Annotated in this window: 15 protein-coding genes; 10 read left to right on the top strand and 5 right to left on the bottom strand. The window is 72.9% G+C overall.

What is annotated here, in order from left to right; genetic code table 11:
- The first annotated feature begins 255 nt into the window (after window positions 1–255).
- From ACZ6W9_RS20740 to ACZ6W9_RS20730, 3 genes are read left to right on the top strand one after another with little or no spacing between them, the layout of a single operon-like run.
- Window positions 256–354 (top strand): 30S ribosomal protein bS22, encoded by a 99-nt coding sequence (locus tag ACZ6W9_RS20740; protein WP_018654693.1) that lies wholly within the window; start codon window positions 256–258, stop codon window positions 352–354.
- 23 nt (window positions 355–377) lie between these two features.
- Window positions 378–1,403 carry an NAD-dependent epimerase/dehydratase family protein gene (locus ACZ6W9_RS20735; RefSeq protein WP_389966552.1) on the top strand — a complete coding sequence of 342 codons (1,026 nt, stop codon included), beginning with the start codon at window positions 378–380 and terminating at the stop codon, window positions 1,401–1,403.
- On the top strand, window positions 1,400–2,251 hold the full coding sequence (locus ACZ6W9_RS20730) for a lysophospholipid acyltransferase family protein (protein ID WP_362938836.1): 852 nt from the start codon (window positions 1,400–1,402) through the stop codon (window positions 2,249–2,251). The genes ACZ6W9_RS20735 and ACZ6W9_RS20730 overlap by 4 nt, the downstream gene beginning before the upstream one ends.
- A gap of 149 nt (window positions 2,252–2,400) precedes the next feature.
- On the opposite strand, the gene ACZ6W9_RS20725 is transcribed toward ACZ6W9_RS20730, so the two are convergent.
- The 3 genes from ACZ6W9_RS20725 to ACZ6W9_RS20715 all read right to left on the bottom strand — a co-directional run bounded on the left by ACZ6W9_RS20725 (window position 2,401) and on the right by ACZ6W9_RS20715 (window position 5,057).
- Window positions 2,401–3,282: an HAD family hydrolase gene (locus tag ACZ6W9_RS20725; RefSeq protein WP_362938833.1), complete on the bottom strand. Its 882-nt coding sequence runs from the start codon at window positions 3,280–3,282 to the stop codon at window positions 2,401–2,403.
- 185 nt (window positions 3,283–3,467) lie between these two features.
- Window positions 3,468–4,211 carry a DUF5667 domain-containing protein gene (locus ACZ6W9_RS20720; protein ID WP_389966547.1) on the bottom strand — a complete coding sequence of 248 codons (744 nt, stop codon included), beginning with the start codon at window positions 4,209–4,211 and terminating at the stop codon, window positions 3,468–3,470.
- A gap of 204 nt (window positions 4,212–4,415) precedes the next feature.
- Complete coding sequence (locus ACZ6W9_RS20715; protein ID WP_362938827.1) at window positions 4,416–5,057, bottom strand: sigma-70 family RNA polymerase sigma factor; 642 nt, start codon at window positions 5,055–5,057, stop codon at window positions 4,416–4,418.
- A gap of 203 nt (window positions 5,058–5,260) precedes the next feature.
- On the opposite strand from ACZ6W9_RS20715, the gene ACZ6W9_RS20710 reads away from it, so the two are divergent.
- Window positions 5,261–6,937, top strand: a complete 1,677-nt coding sequence (locus ACZ6W9_RS20710; RefSeq protein WP_389966544.1) for a putative quinol monooxygenase — start codon at window positions 5,261–5,263, stop codon at window positions 6,935–6,937.
- A 48-nt stretch (window positions 6,938–6,985) separates the two neighbouring features.
- Here ACZ6W9_RS20710 and ACZ6W9_RS20705 read toward each other — a convergent pair whose 3' ends face one another.
- The gene (locus ACZ6W9_RS20705) at window positions 6,986–7,234 is read right to left on the bottom strand and encodes a glutaredoxin family protein (RefSeq protein ID WP_389966541.1); all 249 of its coding nucleotides are present in this window, start codon (window positions 7,232–7,234) and stop codon (window positions 6,986–6,988) included.
- 243 nt (window positions 7,235–7,477) lie between these two features.
- On the opposite strand from ACZ6W9_RS20705, the gene ACZ6W9_RS20700 reads away from it, so the two are divergent.
- The 6 genes from ACZ6W9_RS20700 (at window position 7,478) to ACZ6W9_RS20675 (ending at window position 14,120) form a co-directional block, all read left to right on the top strand.
- Window positions 7,478–8,185 carry a redox-sensing transcriptional repressor Rex gene (locus ACZ6W9_RS20700; protein ID WP_362938818.1) on the top strand — a complete coding sequence of 236 codons (708 nt, stop codon included), beginning with the start codon at window positions 7,478–7,480 and terminating at the stop codon, window positions 8,183–8,185.
- Window positions 8,186–8,291: 106 nt separating this feature from the next.
- Window positions 8,292–9,596, top strand: coding sequence for a glutamyl-tRNA reductase (locus ACZ6W9_RS20695; RefSeq protein ID WP_389966537.1), 1,305 nt, complete (start codon window positions 8,292–8,294; stop codon window positions 9,594–9,596).
- A gap of 44 nt (window positions 9,597–9,640) precedes the next feature.
- Complete coding sequence (hemC, locus tag ACZ6W9_RS20690) at window positions 9,641–10,513, top strand: hydroxymethylbilane synthase (RefSeq protein WP_389966534.1); 873 nt, start codon at window positions 9,641–9,643, stop codon at window positions 10,511–10,513.
- A complete protein-coding gene (locus ACZ6W9_RS20685; RefSeq protein ID WP_389966531.1) occupies window positions 10,510–12,090 on the top strand; it encodes a bifunctional uroporphyrinogen-III C-methyltransferase/uroporphyrinogen-III synthase in 1,581 nt (526 codons plus the stop codon). Before hemC ends, ACZ6W9_RS20685 begins: the two co-directional genes overlap by 4 nt.
- Window positions 12,091–12,228: 138 nt before the next feature.
- Window positions 12,229–13,215, top strand: coding sequence for a porphobilinogen synthase (gene hemB, locus ACZ6W9_RS20680; protein WP_389966528.1), 987 nt, complete (start codon window positions 12,229–12,231; stop codon window positions 13,213–13,215).
- A 260-nt stretch (window positions 13,216–13,475) separates the two neighbouring features.
- Entirely contained in the window at window positions 13,476–14,120 is a 645-nt protein-coding gene (locus ACZ6W9_RS20675; RefSeq protein ID WP_389966525.1) for a bifunctional DNA primase/polymerase, read from the top strand.
- Between the two features lie 112 nt (window positions 14,121–14,232).
- Here the strand turns inward: ACZ6W9_RS20675 and ACZ6W9_RS20670 are convergent, their stop codons facing one another.
- Window positions 14,233–15,375 (bottom strand): TerC/Alx family metal homeostasis membrane protein, encoded by a 1,143-nt coding sequence (locus tag ACZ6W9_RS20670; protein ID WP_389966522.1) that lies wholly within the window; start codon window positions 15,373–15,375, stop codon window positions 14,233–14,235.
- Window positions 15,376–15,867 lie beyond the last annotated feature (492 nt).

The raw sequence follows: 15,867 nt of genomic DNA, 5'->3' as shown, positions 1-15,867 counted from the left end.
GGGCTCCCCGGCGCCGGCCGGGGGGCGCCGGCCGCAGACCGTCCGGGGTCGGCGACCGGCTCGCCGTCCCCGACCCCGGCCGGTGACGGCGGAGCAGGACGAGGTAGCGGCGCGCGCGGCGCGCCGTGAGTTCCCAAAACGTCCCCCGGGTCTCCCCCAGGGCCGATCTACCGTGGATCGCCGGTAGTCTGTTGAGCCGGTGTGTTGTTCGCGCACCGGTTTGACAATCTCGGCTACCAGCTACCTGGGGGTCCCGTGGGCTCTGTGATCAAGAAGCGCCGCAAGCGCATGGCGAAGAAGAAGCACCGCAAGCTTCTCAAGAAGACCCGCATCCAGCGGCGTAACAAGAAGTAGCGAAGCGGATCTGCGAGGCGTCGATGACCCACACCGTGCTCGTCACCGGGGTCTCGCGCCACATCGGCGCCCGGGTGGCGAGCGTTCTCGCGGCAGACCCGGAGATCGACCGGGTCATCGGAGTGGACACGGCGCCGCCGCCCTCGCTGTCAGGTGATGGCGGCGTCCCCCTCGGCCGGACGGAGTTCGTCCGCGTGGATCCGCGCGGCCCCGACATCGCCAAGGTGATCGCGGGCGCCGACGTCGACACGGTGGTCCACATGAGTCTGGTGAGCGCTCCCTCCCGGAGCGGCGGCCGGGCGCTCATGAAAGAGCAGAACGTCATCGGCACCATGCAGTTGCTCGGTGCCTGTCAACGGTCCGCCACGGTCCGCCGTCTCGTCGTGCGCTCGACCACGTCCGTCTACGGATCCTCTCCCCGGGATCCGGCGGTCTTCACCGAGGACGCCGAGCCGGCCGAGCCGCCGGCGCACGGTTACGCCAAGGACGCCTGCGAGGTCGAGGGCTACGTCCGCGGGTTCGTCCGGCGCCGCCGCGACGTGGCCGTCACCACCCTCAGGTTCGCCAACTTCATGGGGCCCGGCGTCGACTCGCCGCTGACCCGGTACTTCACCCAGCCCGTCCTGCCGACGGTGCTCGGCTTCGACCCCCGGCTGCAGTTCGTCCACGAGGACGACGCGGTCGAGGTGCTCAGGCGGACGGCCACCGAGGACCATCCCGGCACGTTCAACGTGGCCGGGGACGGCGTGCTCCTGCTGTCGCAGTGCGTCCGCCGGGCCGGGCTGGTCGCGGTCCCGGTGCCCTCTCCGGCCTTCCAGCTCATGGGTGAGCTCGCCCGGGGCGCCGGCCTGGTCGACTTCTCCCCCGAGCAGCTCCGCCTGATGCGCCACGGCCGCGTCGTCGACACCGCCGCGCTGACCGCGGCCCTCGGCTGGCGGCCGGCGTTCTCGACCGCCGCGGCCTTCGACGACTTCCTGCGGGCCCGCGACATCGCCGGCGGCCTGCCCGTGGCCGTGACGGACCTGCTCACCCGGGCGGCGACCCGGTGAGCGACGTCGACCGGCGCGTCGCCGAACTGCTGGCCCTCCTGCGCCGCCGCGTCACGGGCGACTACGAGGTCGACGAGTTCGGCTTCGACCCCGAGCTCACCGACAAGGTGCTGCTGGAGCTGATCCGCCCGCTGTACCGCGACTGGTTCCGCGTCGAGACCACCGGCATGGAGCACGTGCCGGCCGGCTCCGGGGCCCTCGTCGTGGCCAACCACTCGGGCACCATCCCGCTGGACGGGCTCATGCTCCAGGTGGCCCTGCACGACCACCACCCCGCCCGCCGCGCGCTCCGGCTCCTCGGCGCCGACCTGGTCTACCGCCTCCCGCTGCTCGGTCACCTGGCCCGCAAGTCCGGCCACACCCTGGCCTGCCGGGAGGACGTCGACCGCCTGCTGCGCAAGGGAGAGCTGGTCGGGGTCTTCCCCGAGGGGTTCAAGGGCGTCGGCAAGCCGTTCTCCGAGCGGTACCGGCTGCAGCGGTTCGGCCGCGGAGGGTTCGTCGCCTCGGCCATCCGCGCCCAGACGCCGATCGTGCCCTGCGCGATCGTGGGGGCGGAGGAGATCTACCCCAAGATCGGCGACCTGCGCCTGCTGGCCAGGGCCCTCGGCCTGCCGTACTTCCCTGTCACCCCGCTGTTCCCGTGGCTGGGGCCGCTCGGCGCGGTGCCGCTGCCGTCCAAGTGGGTGATCGGGTTCGGCGAGCCGGTCCGGACCGACGAGTTCGACCCCGCGGACGCCGACGACCCCATGGTGGTCTTCCACCTCACCGACCAGGTCCGCGAGATCATCCAGCAGCAGCTCAACGAACTGCGGCTGCGGCGGGGCCACGCCTTCCCGCCGTTCTTCTGACCCGCTCCCCCCGGAGACCTCCGGCGGACCCCCGGGGCCGCCCGGCGGGACGGCCGAGCCGTACGGGGCCGGTCCGTACGAAGGGCGGACCGGTCCCGTACGGGACCCGCGCAGGCCGTACGGGACCCGCGCAGAGGCCCGTACGGGGGTCAGCGGGCGCGGTGGAGGCGGCGCAGCGCGATGGCGGCCGCCACGCCGCCGGCCAGGGCCCCCAGGCCCGCGGCGATGGGCAGACCGATCATGGTGGCCTTGCGGCCGGTGCGGAAGTCCTTGATCGCCCACTGGTTCTGCCGGGCGTGGTCGCGTAGCTCGGCGTCGGGGTTGATCGCGGTGGCGTTGCCGACGATGGACAGCAGCGGCAGGTCGTTGGCCGAGTCGCTGTAGGCCGAGCAGCGGCTCAGGTCGAGGCCCTCCCGGCGGGCCAGCGCGCGCACGGCCTCCGCCTTGGCCGGGCCGTGGAGCAGGTCGCCGACCAGGCGGCCGGTGTAGACGCCGTCGCTGGTCTCCGCCACGGTGCCGAGGGCGCCGGTCAGGCCGAGGCGCTGGGCGATGACCCGGGCGAGCTCCACCGGGGTCGCGGTGACCAGCCAGACCCGCTGGCCGGCGTCGAGGTGGCTCTGGGCCAGGGCCCGGGTGCCGGCCCAGATGCGGTCGGCCATCACCTCGTCGTAGATCTCCTCGCCCAGCTGGACGATGTCCTCGACCTTGTTGCCCGCCACGAACGCCAGCGCGGCCTCCCTGGCCTCGGCGATGTGCTCGGGGTTCTCGCCGCCGCGGACCCGGAAGACCGTCTGGCCGAACGCGAACCGCAGCAGGTCGCGGGTGGTGAACAGGCCGCGGGAGGCCAGGCCGCGGGCGAAGTAGTAAATGGACGCGCCGCGCATCATCGTGTTGTCCACGTCGAAGAAGGCGGCGGCGGTCGGGTCGGGCTCGACCATCGGCAGCGCGACCGCCGCCGCGGCCGCCACCTCTCCGGCTGCCACCTCTCCGGCCGTCCCCGCCTCGTCCCGGTTTCGTAGTAGCCGCCTCATGGACCTCAGCTTAACCGGCGCAGGCGGGTTAAACCGGTATACAACGCGTGGCCGGGAGGCGACGCGCGGCGGGCCGGCGGCCCTCCGCCGACCCTCCGCCGACTCTTCGCAGGCACTCCGCGGGCCCGGTCACGGCCCGGCGGACGGCCCCCGCGGCGGCTCCGGACGGGTCCCGCGCCGGTCCGTCAGCCGGGGGGAGCGAGTTGGATGATGTAGTGGAGGTAGCCGTTGGCCCGGCGCTGTTCCTCGACGTCCAGCCTGGGGAGCATGCCCTCGATCTGGTTCCGTTGCTTCTGGACGAAGCGCTTGAGCTGGCGGGATTCGCGGGAGTCGCGGCGGCGCACCCGGGTGAGGGAGGAGACCGCCGAGCGGGTCGTGTCCTCCATGTCCTTGAGGGTCTGCCGGATCAGGCGCTTCTCCCGCCGGGAGGAGCCGAGGAGCTCCTCGACCTCGTGGGCGCGGGTCTCGGCGTAGCCGAAGGAGCGGTCGGCCCGCTCGGCCTCGTCGGCGCTCAGGTGGAACAGCGTGCTCTCGGCGGCCCGCTTGAGGGGGTAGAGCGTCTCCCCGGGCATCGACCGGTAGGTGACCAGGGCCGCCGCCAGCATCGCCGTCACCAGCCCCGCGCTCACGAGCCGGTAGAGCCGGCCGGGCCGCGGGCGCCGCACCCGGACGCCCCGCCGGCCGCGCCTGCGGTGCCGGGCCCGGGGCGCCGGGACGACCGGCGCCGCGGGTTCGTCCGCCCCGGCGAGGTCCTCCTGGGCGGGGTCCGTCCCGGCGGGGTCCTCCCGGACGGCGTTCGTCAGGCGCTCGCGCAGCCCGGCGCGGAACTCCGGCCGGGGCACGCCGTCCATCCGGGTGCCGAGCCTCGTGACGTGGCTCCGGGCGCGTGCCCGGGACCCGCGCGAGATGCCGGGCAGCCACTCACCCATGAACGCTCCCTGCCGCCCCAGATCCGTGACGCATCGTGTCATCTGCCTAACGACGGCCCGGCGTGGCGGGTTACGCGCCGCACGGACCGGGCTTCGCGGGACCTCGCCGAAGCCTCACGGGGGCCTCAGGGGCCCCGGCGGGCTCGCGGGGTCCCCCCATGGGGTTCCGCCGGGTTCGCGGGGCTCACGCCGCCACACACGGGTTCAGCCGAGATCCGACGGCAGCGCGCGGGCGAGGGCCCTGATCGCGCGGAACTGCAGCGCCTTGATGGCCCCGCTCTTCTTCCCCATGATCAGCGCGGTCTCCGCCAGCGACATGCCGTGCAGGAACCGCAGCACCACGCACTCCTGCTGCTCGGGCCCCAGGTCGCGGACCGCGCTGAGCACCCGGTCGCTGACCATGGCGGTGACGACGGCGTTCTCCGGGATGTGCGGGCCGTCGAGCGGGGTGTCGACCACCTCGGCGGTCGAGACCTCCAGCCGGTATCTGCCGGACTTGAAGTGGTCGGCGATCAGGTTCCTGGCGATGGTCACGAGCCAGGCCCCGAAGTCACGGCCCTGCCAGGTGAAATCGGTGATCCGGCGCAGCGCCCGGAGGAAGGTCTCGCTGGTGAGGTCCTCCGCCAGCGGATGGGAGCCGACCCGGAAGTAGACGTAGCGGTACACCAGGTCGAGGTAGCGGTCGTAGAGCGCGCCGAACGCGTCCGTGTCCCCGGTCTTGGCGCGCAGCACGAGCTCGCGGAGCTCCTCCACGGCGTCCGCGCGCGCGGCGGGCTCGTCGCCGCGGACGGGGAGCGTTCCGACGGCGGTGGGGAGGTGCCCGGCGAGCGGCCACGTGTCTGGCATCCGGTATCCCTGTGGGGGAGAGGGTGCGGCGTGCCCGCTCACTCTAGGAATCAAACAGGTGATTCCACAATCCAAACGACAAAATCGTGACTTACGGTAGTCATCTGATATCGCGGTACTCCGGGCCGATCCGGCCGTGGTGTCCGGACGTTCGGCCGCCCGGCTACCGGTAGGGGGCCGATGTCCGGCAGCATGGGGGCACCATGGAAGTCCTCGTCGCTGTCATCGCATTCGCCGGATCACTCCTCGCGGCCGTCGCCACCGCCGCCCTCGTCGGCCGGTTCCGCAGCGAGCCCACGGGATGGGCGATCGCCTGGAGTCTCACGACGGCGGCGCTGTGCGTGTCACTCGGAGTGATCGGCGCAGGTCACCTGCTGGGATTCGGGGCGGCCACGTTCCGCGCGTACCAGCTGACCGGCTCTCTGCTGGCCCCGCTGTGGCTGGCCGTCGGGGTCGTCCAGCTGCTGGCGCGCGGGGCCGGCCTCAGATTCGCCTCATGGCTCGTGGGCGCCGGGTTCACGATCGTCGGCGCCGTGATCCTGGCGGTCGACCGGGTGGAGGAGGAGAAGAGCTTCGGCAAGTCCCTCCCGGCCGGAGGCGTCCACTGGGGCCTGCCCCCGACCTACGTGCTGCTGGCCGTCCACGTCGTGGCCGCGCTCGTCCTGGTGGCGGGGGTCGCGGTGGCGGTGCGGCGGTGGAGGGGCGGCGACGAGTACGACGCCGACAACATGCACGCCCTCCTCGTGCTGGGCCCGACCGGCCTGGCCCTCGTGGGGGCGATGAGCTTCGCCGTACCGGGGATGTTCACCGCGTTGCTGCTCTGCGTCGCCGCGGCCGCGATCTGGTACGGCCTGCTCCGCCCGCTCGCGCCGTACGAGGACGACGACGAGGACGAGGACGGATACGACGCCCCGGCGGGCGGCTCCGGCGGGCGCGAGCCGGCGGGCCGCCGCGCGGCCCTCGGGCGGACCGCCGCGGACGTCCCGGTCGCGGGTCGGACGGCCGCGGACGTCCCGGTCGCGGGGCGGCGCGCCCTCGCCGAGGAGCCCCCGCGCCGCTCCGGCCTCGGCGACCTCGTCGCCGAGTACCGGGCGGGCGAGCCGGAGCCCGAGGGCGGGGGCCGCAGACGCCGGTCGGCGCAGCCCCAGCCCGCCGGGGACGACCCGTTCGGCGGCCCGGCCACCGGCATGTTCATGGCGGGCGAGTACGGCATGCCGCCCGGCGCGGGCGGGTACGACCCGCAGGCCGGACCGCACGACGACCGGGCCGGCTCCACCGGCGAGTACGACATCCCGCTGAACGAGTACGGCAGGCGTCCCGCCGGCCCCAGCACGGGCGAGTTCGCCGTCTCCGACTCGCCGCTGCGGCCCATGGCGGCCGACCAGGCGTTCGGCGCTCAGCAGGCCCGGCACGGCCGCCCCGACGCGTCGTCTCCCGGCCTGCCGGGCGTCCCGGGCGTCCCGGGGGGCCACAGCCGGGTGGCCGGGCCACCGGAGACCGGCGCGGTGTACTCCGGGGCGGCGGCCGGACGGCCGGGCGGGACCGTACGCCCCTCGCCGAACGTCTTCGGGCTGCTGACCGTCTTCACCCTCATCGACGGCACCGGTGAGATGTTCGACCGGCTGGCCGAGGAGACGGTCGAGGCCGTCCGCGGCGCGGAGCCCGACACGCTGATCTACGCCTGCCACGCCGTGAAGTCGGCCCCGCTCCAGCGCATCGTCTACGAGATCTACCGGGACGAGGTGGCCTACGCCGAGCACCAGCGCCAGCCGCACGTCGAGCGGTTCGTCAGCGAGCGCCAGAACATGGTGCTCGCCACCAACGTGATCGACCTCAGGGTGAACGCCGCCAAGGTGCTCCCGCTGCCGACGTCCTTCTGACGTCCTGCCGACGGCCGGCGCGGCGTCCTTCTGGCGGCCGGCCGCGTCTCAGGAGGCCAGCGCGGCGCGCAGCCTGGCCTCGTCGACGCGCCAGAAGTCGTGCTGCACGCCGTCGACCAGGGTCACCGGGATCATCTCCCAGTACTTCGCCTGGTCCTCGGCGGAGACGGTGATGTCGCGCTCCTCCCAGGGGACGCCCAGCTCCGTGGCGACCCGCTCGATCACCGCCCGGGCGTCGTCACACAGGTGACAGCCGGGCTTGCCGAGCAGGGTGATGCGGTGGTCCTGCGGTGCCATGGCAGTCACCGTAGCCGAGCCGTACGGCGGTGCCGCGCGCGGCGTGCCCCGGGCCGCCGCCAGCCCGGACATCGCGGGACGCCCCAGGACACCGACGACATCAGGGCCGCACGAGCGCGGATGCGTGAACTTTCACTTTGTGCATCGCTTCACAAAGGGACTAACCTGAAAGACAGTGGCCTCACCTCGTCATCCGCCGCGTTCCGGCCGCGCCGGTCGCCTGTCCCCCTGGAGCTCCGGCACGTGATCCGCCGTCCGTCCCACGCTCGCGAACGCGGCATACCCGAGGCGACCGTCGCCCGGCTGCCGCTCTACCTGCGAGCCCTCAACGGCATGTCCGAGAGGGGCCTGGCCACGGTGAGCTCCGAGGACCTCGCGTCGGCGGCCGGGGTGAACTCCGCCAAGCTCCGCAAGGACCTGTCGCACCTGGGCTCCTACGGCACCCGCGGGGTCGGCTACGACGTCGAGTACCTCATCTACCAGATATCCCGTGAGCTGGGTCTCACCCAGGACTGGGCCGTGGCCATCGTCGGAGTGGGTAACCTCGGTCGTGCGCTCGCCAACTACGGCGGGTTCGTTTCCCGTGGCTTCCGGGTCGCCGCCCTCTTCGACGCCGACCCCGAAGTGGTGGGCGACCACATCGCGGGATTGAATGTGGAGCACATCGACGATCTGGAGACCGTCATCAGGCGGCGGGGAGTGTCGATCGTGGTGCTCGCGACACCGGCGACGGCCGCACAGCAGGTGGCCGACAGGGTCATCGCCGCCGGGGTCACCAGCATCCTGAACTTCGCCCCCGTCGTGCTCACGGTGCCCGAGGGCGTCGATATCCGTAAGGTCGACCTGTCAATCGAACTTCAGATCCTCGCGTTCCACGAGCAGCGCAAGACGGATCGGATGAGTGGGGGACCCGCGATGGCCGAGGAGTGGCCCGAGGCGGTGGACTTGTGAGCGGCGGACCCGGAAGGCCCGGCAGGCTCCGGAGGCACGGCATCGCCCGGGCGGGCGCGGACATCATGGCCGGCCGGCGCCGGCCGGTGAAGGAGGTCGGGACCCGGTGAGCGTTCTCGTCGTCGGTCTGAGCCACCGCACGGCTCCCATGGCCCTGCTCGAACGGGTGTCGGTCACGGGTGACGCGCTGGTGAAGCTGCTTCACGACGTCCAGCGCGACCCCGCCGTGGCCGAGGCGATGGTGGTCTCCAGTTGCAACCGGGTCGAGGTCTACGCCGTCGTCGACCGGTTCCACGCCGCGGTCAACGGGCTGTCCGAGCTGCTCGGCGTCCACTCCGGCGTCCCCCTCGACCAACTCTCGGCCCACCTGTACGTGCACTACGAGGACCGCGCCGTCGAGCACCTGTTCTCGGTCGCCGCCGGGCTCGACTCGATGGTCCTGGGCGAGGGCCAGATCCTCGGGCAGGTCCGCTCGGCCCTGCGGCTCGCCCAGGAGGAGGGCACGCTCGGCGCGACGCTCAACGACCTCGTCCAGCAGGCGCTCCGGGTCGGCAAGCGCTCCCACGCCGAGACCGGCATCGACCGGGCCGGCGCGTCCCTGGTGAGCGTCGGCCTCACCCTGGCGGAGCGGGTGATCGGCCCGGTCGGGGACCGCACCGCGCTGGTCGTCGGAGCCGGCTCGATGAGCTCCCTGTCCGCCGCGACCCTGCAGCGGGCGGGCGTCACCGACATCGTGGTGGTCAACCGCACCCACGAGCGCGCCGTACGGCTGGCGCAGGCGGTCGGCGGCCGGGCCGCCGAGTTCGGCGAGCTGGCGGCCGAGCTGGACCGCGCCGACCTGGTCATCTCGTGCACCGGCGCCACCGACCTGGTCATCACCGCCGACATGGTCCCGGCCAGGGAGATGTTCCTGCTGGACATCGCGCTGCCGCGGGACGTCGACCCCGCGGTGCGCGACCTCCCCGGCGTCACCCTCGTCGATCTGGAGTCGATGCAGGACGGCATCGCCGACGCCGACACCGACGACGGCGGGCGCGCCGAGGCGATCGTCTCCGTGCGGGAGATCGTCGCCGAGGAGGTCGCGGCCTACCTGTCGGCCGAACGGGCCTCGCGGGTCACACCGACCGTGGTCGCGCTGCGCACCAAGGCCGCCGACGTGGTCGAGGCGGAGCTCGGGCGGCTCGTCTCCCGGCTCCCGGAGCTCGACGGGCGGGCCAGGGACGAGGTCACCCAGACGATCCGGCGCGTGGTCGACAAGCTGCTCCACGAGCCCACCGTGCGTGTCAAGCAGCTCGCGCAGTCCCCGGCGGGCGATCATTATGCCGAGGCGCTGCGCGAGCTGTTCAACCTGGACCCGAAGGTCCCCGCCGCAGTGAGATGCGCCGATGTCGAGAAGGAGGTGGGCAGGTGAGCGGCGTTTCCTCCCCGCTCAGACTGGGAACGCGTCGTAGCCTCATGGCGACGACCCAGTCGGGCCTGGTCGCCGACCGGTTCACCGCGCTGACCGGCCGCTCCGTCGAGCTCGTCGGCGTCACCACCTTCGGCGACGTCTCCAAGGCCAACCTCACCCAGCTCGGCGGGACGGGCGTCTTCGTCAGCGCGCTGCGCGACAAGCTGATCGACGGTGAGATCGACTTCGCGGTCCACTCGCTCAAGGACCTGCCGACCACCCAGGACCCGCGGGTGACCATCGCCGCCATCCCGCCGCGCGACGACCCCCGGGACGCGCTGGTCGGTACGGCGAAGCTCGCCGACCTCCCGCCCGGCGCGAAGATCGGCACCGGCTCGCCCCGCAGGATCGCCCAGCTGCGGGTGCTCCGCCCCGACCTTGAGTACGTCCCCATCAGGGGAAACGCCGACACCCGGATCGCCAAGGTGACCTCCGGTGAGCTGCACGGCGTCGTGCTGGCCGCCGCCGGGCTCGGCCGGCTGGGCCGGGAGGCGGAGATCGCCCAGATCTTCGAGGCCGAGGAGATGCTCCCCGCGCCCGGGCAGGGCGCGCTGGCCGTGGAGTGCCGGTCCGACCGGGCCGACCTCGTCGAGCTCCTCGGCGTGCTCGACGACGCCGCCACCCGGGCCGCGGTGACCGCCGAGCGGACCGTCCTCGCCGCCCTGGAGGCGGGATGCGCCGCGCCGGTGGGGGCGTACTCCGCCCACCAGGGGGAACAACTCATTCTTACCGCCGCTGTCGTCGCCGTGGACGGCAGCCGCGCGGTGCGCAAGTCCACCGCCGGAGACCCTTCGGCGTCCGTGAACCTCGGTCGCGACCTCGCCTCCGAGATGATCGCCGAAGGGGCCGGCACGTTGATAGGGGAGCAAGCACATTGAGCTCCGGAAGTACCGCCTTCGAGAGCCCCGCGGGCTTCGTCGCCTTCGTGGGCGCCGGCCCCGGTGACGAGGGCCTGCTCACGCTCCGCGGCGCCGACCTGCTCTCGAAGGCCGACCTCGTCGTGCTCGACCGGGAGGCCTACGGCGCGCTGCTGCGTCACTGCCGTCCGGAGACCGAGGTCGTGGACGCCGCCGAGGAGGGCGCCGTCTCGCTGAGGGCCGTCACGGCGGCCAAGGACGGCCGCCGCGCCGTGCGCCTGTGCGCCGGCGACCCGATGTTCTTCTCCTCGATCACTGACGAGGTCGCGGCCTGCGCGAAGGCGGAGGTGGACTTCGAGATCGTGCCGGGCGTGCCCCCGGCCACGGCGGTGCTGACCTACGCGGGCATCCCCGCGGCGGTGTCGGTGCCGGAGTTCCGGGTCGTGGACGCCACCCAGGTCGAGGACTGGTCCGCCCACGCGGCCGGCGCCGGCACCCTGGTGATCTACAACGGCGTCGCCGAGGCCGTCCCGATCGCCAAGGCGCTCATCGCGGCGGGACGCCCCGACTCCACCCCGGTCGCGGTCAGCGGCGCGGGCACCACCACCGAGCAGTACACCGTGGTGAGCACCCTCGGCCGGATCGGCCCCGACCTGAAGCACGCCGGGGTCACCGAGCCCGCCCTGATCGTGGTCGGCGAGGCCGTCGGCATGCGCGACCGGCTGTCGTGGTTCGAGACCAAGCCGCTGTTCGGCTGGCGGGTCCTGGTGCCGCGCACCAAGGAGCAGTCGGCCGCCCTGGTCGAGCAGCTGCGTTCCTACGGCGCCGTGCCCGAGGAGGTCCCCACGATCTCCGTCGAGCCGCCGCGCACCCCGCAGCAGATGGACCGGGCGATCAAGGGCCTGGTCACCGGACGCTACGAGTGGGTGGCGTTCACCAGCGCCAACGCGGTCAAGGCGGTGCGGGAGAAGTTCGAGGAGTACGGCCTGGACGCCCGCGCGTTCGCCGGGCTCAAGGTCGCGGCGGTCGGCGAGGCCACCGCCGCCGCGCTCGTGGCGTTCGGCGTCAAGCCCGACCTGGTGCCGTCCGGGGAGCAGTCCTCGGAGGGCCTGCTCGCCGAGTGGCCGCCGTACGACTCCATGCTCGACCCGATCAACCGGGTGCTGCTGCCCCGCGCCGACATCGCCACCGAGACGCTGGTGGCCGGGCTCACCGAGCTCGGCTGGGAGTGCGACGACGTGACCGCCTACCGGACCGTCCGCGCGGCGCCGCCGCCCGCGCCGATCCGGGAGGCCATCAAGGGCGGCGGGTTCGACGCGGTGCTGTTCACCTCGTCGAGCACCGTGCGCAACCTGGTGGGCATCGCGGGCAAGCCGCACAACGTCACGGTCATCGCGGTGATCGGCCCGCAGACCGCCAGGACGGCCGAGGAGTTCGGCCTGCGCGTCGACGTCATGGCCGACAGGCCCTCCACGTCGGCCCTGGCGTCCGCGCTGGCCGAGTACGGCGCCAAGCAGCGGCAGGCCGCCGTCGGGGCCGGAGACGTCCCCCGCAGGCCCTCCCAGACCCGGAGGGGAGCCCGGCGCCGCGCCAAATAGACTGGGAACCGTGCCGCGAAAGCCGCCCGCAGGCCGGGGCGCCTGCGGCGGCTTTCGCGTTTCCAGCTTCCAGCGGGCTGAAACCCCACACGCGTCCCCCGGCTCCTCGATCCCTGCGGCCGGGGAGAGGGAGGATCCATGACCGCCCAGTTCCCGGTCGCGCGTCCCCGCCGGCTCCGCCGTACCCCGGCGATGCGGCGGATGGTCGCGGGGACCAGGCTGCACCCGGCGGAGCTCGTGCTGCCGCTGTTCGTCAAGGAGGGCATCGACCGGCCGAACCCGATCGCCTCGATGCCGGGGGTGTTCCAGCACACCCGCGACTCGCTGCGGAAGGCGGCCCACGAGGCGGCCGAGGCGGGCGTCGGCGGTCTCATCCTCTTCGGCATCCCCGCGGTGAAGGACGCCCGCGGCTCGGCGGCAGACGACCCCGAGGGGATCGTCCAGAAGGCCGTCGCCGACCTGGTCTCCGAGGTCGGCGACGCGATGGTCGTGATGACCGACACCTGCCTGGACGAGTTCACCGACCACGGGCACTGCGGCATCCTGACCGCCGACGGCGAGGTCGACAACGACGCCACCCTGGAGCGCTACGCCGCCGCGGCGGTGGCCCAGGCCCGCGCCGGGTCGCAGTTCATCGCGCCCAGCGGCATGATGGACGGCCAGGTCGCGGCGATCCGCGCGGCCCTCGACGCCGAGGGCTTCCAGCAGCTCCCGATCATGGCCTACTCGGTGAAGTACGCCTCGGCCTTCTACGGGCCGTTCCGGGACGCGGCCGAGTGCGCGCCGCAGTTCGGCGACCGCAGTGCCTACCAGCAGGACGCGGCCGGGCCGGTCGGCGAGGCGCTGCGCGAGGCGCGGCTCGACCTCGCCGAGGGCGCCGACGCCGTGATGGTCAAGCCCGCCCTCGCCTATCTCGACATCCTGCGCCAGGTGCGCGACATGGTGGACGTGCCGGTGGCGGCATACCAGGTCAGCGGCGAGTACGCCATGGTCGAGGCCGCCGCGGCGAACGGCTGGATCGACCGCGACCGCGTCATCATGGAGTCGCTGACCGCGATCCGCCGGGCCGGGGCCGACACGATCCTCACCTACTGGGCGACGGAAGTGGCGCGTAAGCTCCGGTGAGACCGGCCGGCGGGGCCGGTGGAAACGGCGCGCGGGCTCCGCGGGGCCGGTGGGAGCGGCGTGACGCCGGGTGAGACCAGCGGCACACCGTGAGAACTGGGAGTTTGTCACTTCGCCGTGGGGTGCGTGCGTTAGAGTGCGAGAACCGGTGCGGATGTGTCCCAGGTGGTGTAGACCCTGGCTGTCTGACTTCTCTTGCTCACCAGAATGCGGATACGTCCTCATCCGGGGGTGCGAGTATGGCGGAGACGGAGGACACAATGGTGGGGGTACCACGGACTCGTCGCGGTAAACGACGTGCTCATCCGAAGCAGACGGTCAACTCGGTGCTGGAGTACGCCTCCCTGGGCTGGGCGAGCTGTCCCGGCGCCCGGCCGATGCCCACGGGGCCCCGCGCGTGCTCCTGCGACCGCGTCGGCTGTCCCGACCCGGGCGCCCACCCGCTCTCCCGGGCCTGGCAGATGCAGGCGACCACCGACCCGGCCCAGCTGTCCCACTGGTGGCGGCACGAGCCCGAGGCGAACGTGATCCTGCCCACGGGACGGGTCTTCGACGTCTTCGACGTACCCGCCGCGGGGGGCCTCGCGGCCCTCACCGCCATGGAGTCCGGCGGATTCATCCCGGGCCCGGTCGCCGTCCACGGCGACCGGGTCCTTTTCTTCGTGGCCACCCGCAACGTCGCCGAGGACGAGGACGAGTGGTGGTCCTGCCCCCTCGACTACGGTCCCTCGACGATCGACGAGATGCCCGGACTGCGCTGGCACTGCCGCGACAGCTACGTCCTCGCCCCGCCCTCCACCCTCCCGAACGGCGGGGCCGCCTCCTGGCTGCGTCCCCCGGACGGCCGCCCGCTGCCCGATCCCCTCCAGGTCCTGGACCGCCTCGCGGACGTCGTCTGCGACTGACGGTCCCGCGCGGTTCCTCCCCCTGTACGGTCCCGCAGTCCGTACGGCCTCACCTTCCGCACGGTTCCGCGGCGGTGCGCCTCCGCGCCCGCCACGGCCCCGCGTCCGGCGCCTATGTCGAGGCGTCGGCTCTGGCGTCGCGGCGGTTGGCGTGGACGCTGGTGAGGGTGACGACGGCCAGGACCACGATGATGACCCCCAGCGAGAGCAGGGTGGGCACCTCCGGCACCCACGTCCAGATGCCGTGCGCCCAGTGCAGGACCAGCTTGACCCCGATGAAGGCCAGGATGACGCCGAGCCCGTGGTTGAGGTGGCGCAGCTTCGCCAGGACGCCCAGCAGCACGAAGTAGAGAGCCCGCAGGCCCAGCAGGGCGAAGGCGTTGGTGGTGAAGACGATGAAGGGGTCCTCGGTCACGCCGTACACCGCCGGCACCGAGTCGACGGCGAAGACGATGTCGGTGGCGAAGACGGCCACGATGGCCAGTGCGAGCGGGGTGAGGGCGCGGCGGCCGTTCTGGTGGACGACCAGCCGGGAGCCGTGGTAGTCGTCGGTGACCGGCATGAAACGCCGCACCAGGCGGACCGCCCGCATCGACGAGACGTCGACGTGCTGTTCCTCGTCGCTCAGCGCCTCCTTGATGATCTTCACTGCGGTGAGGATGAGGATCGCGCCGAACAGCAGGAACGCCCACGTGCCGCTCTGCAGGACGGCCGCCCCGAGCGCGATGAAGATCGCGCGTAGCACCAGGGCGCCGATGATGCCGTACAGCAGGACCCGCTGGGCCAGCGCGGCCGGGACCGCGAAGGCGGCCAGCAGCAGCATGAACACGAACAGGTTGTCCACCGACAGCGACTTCTCCACCACGTAGCCGGTGAAGAACTCCACCGCCTGCCCGGAACCGAAGTCCATCCAGAGGTAGACCCCGAAGAGCAGCGGCAGCGCCAGGTAGAAGACGGACCAGGCGACGGCCTCGCGCATCCGCACCTCGTGTGGGCGCCGGGTCAGCACGAAGTCCAGCGCCAGCAGCAGCACGAGGACGGCGACGCTGATCCCCCACAGCTGCGGGGAGCCGATCGTCTGGAGGCCCGCGGAGAGCTGACCGGCACCGGACGGCGTGCCGGAGGCTCCGAGGGCGGTGGCCGGCAGCGCGGCGGATCCCCCGAAGGCCGGGGCCAGGGTGGCGGTGGACGCCTCGAACGCCGTGGACGCCACGGGTGGCGGGTGGACGACGGGCATCGAGAGTACTGCGGGCATGACGGGCATGGGTCCTCCTCGAACGCGCTTGGCCGTTCGAGGTCTCCTTCACCCGCGTCGCGCGGGCGACCGCCCGGGGACGTCGTGGGACGTCCGTACTGACCGGGTCGGCTCTTGGGAAGTACTCCCCTCGCCATCCCAGAGTAGGGCACCCACCCGGGACGGCGCACGTCCCTGTGCGGATCGTGACGTGGAGGGCGGGTCCACCGGCGTTTCCCGGGTTCGGGCGGGTCGCTGCTCGCCGTGCCGGTCGGATGTGCGTGCTCCGGCTGGGGCTTTTCGCGTTGCGGGGTGTTTCCGCGGGTTCGGGCGGGTCGGTGGTCGCCGGGTCGGGCGGTTGGTGCGTGCTTTCAGGCTGGGGCTTTTCGCGTCGCGGGGCGGTTCCTCCGGGCTTGGGCGGGTCGCCGCTTGCCGTGCTGGTCGGTGGTTCGCGCTGCGGTGGGTGGGTGTTCCGGCCGGCGCTGTGGCTGATGTCCGGTGCCGACCGGCCTC

The organism is Streptosporangium sp. NPDC053982 (assembly GCF_055585205.1).
Note: the sequence above shows the minus strand (reverse complement) of the source record. Positions and strands in the feature narration are given on the sequence as shown.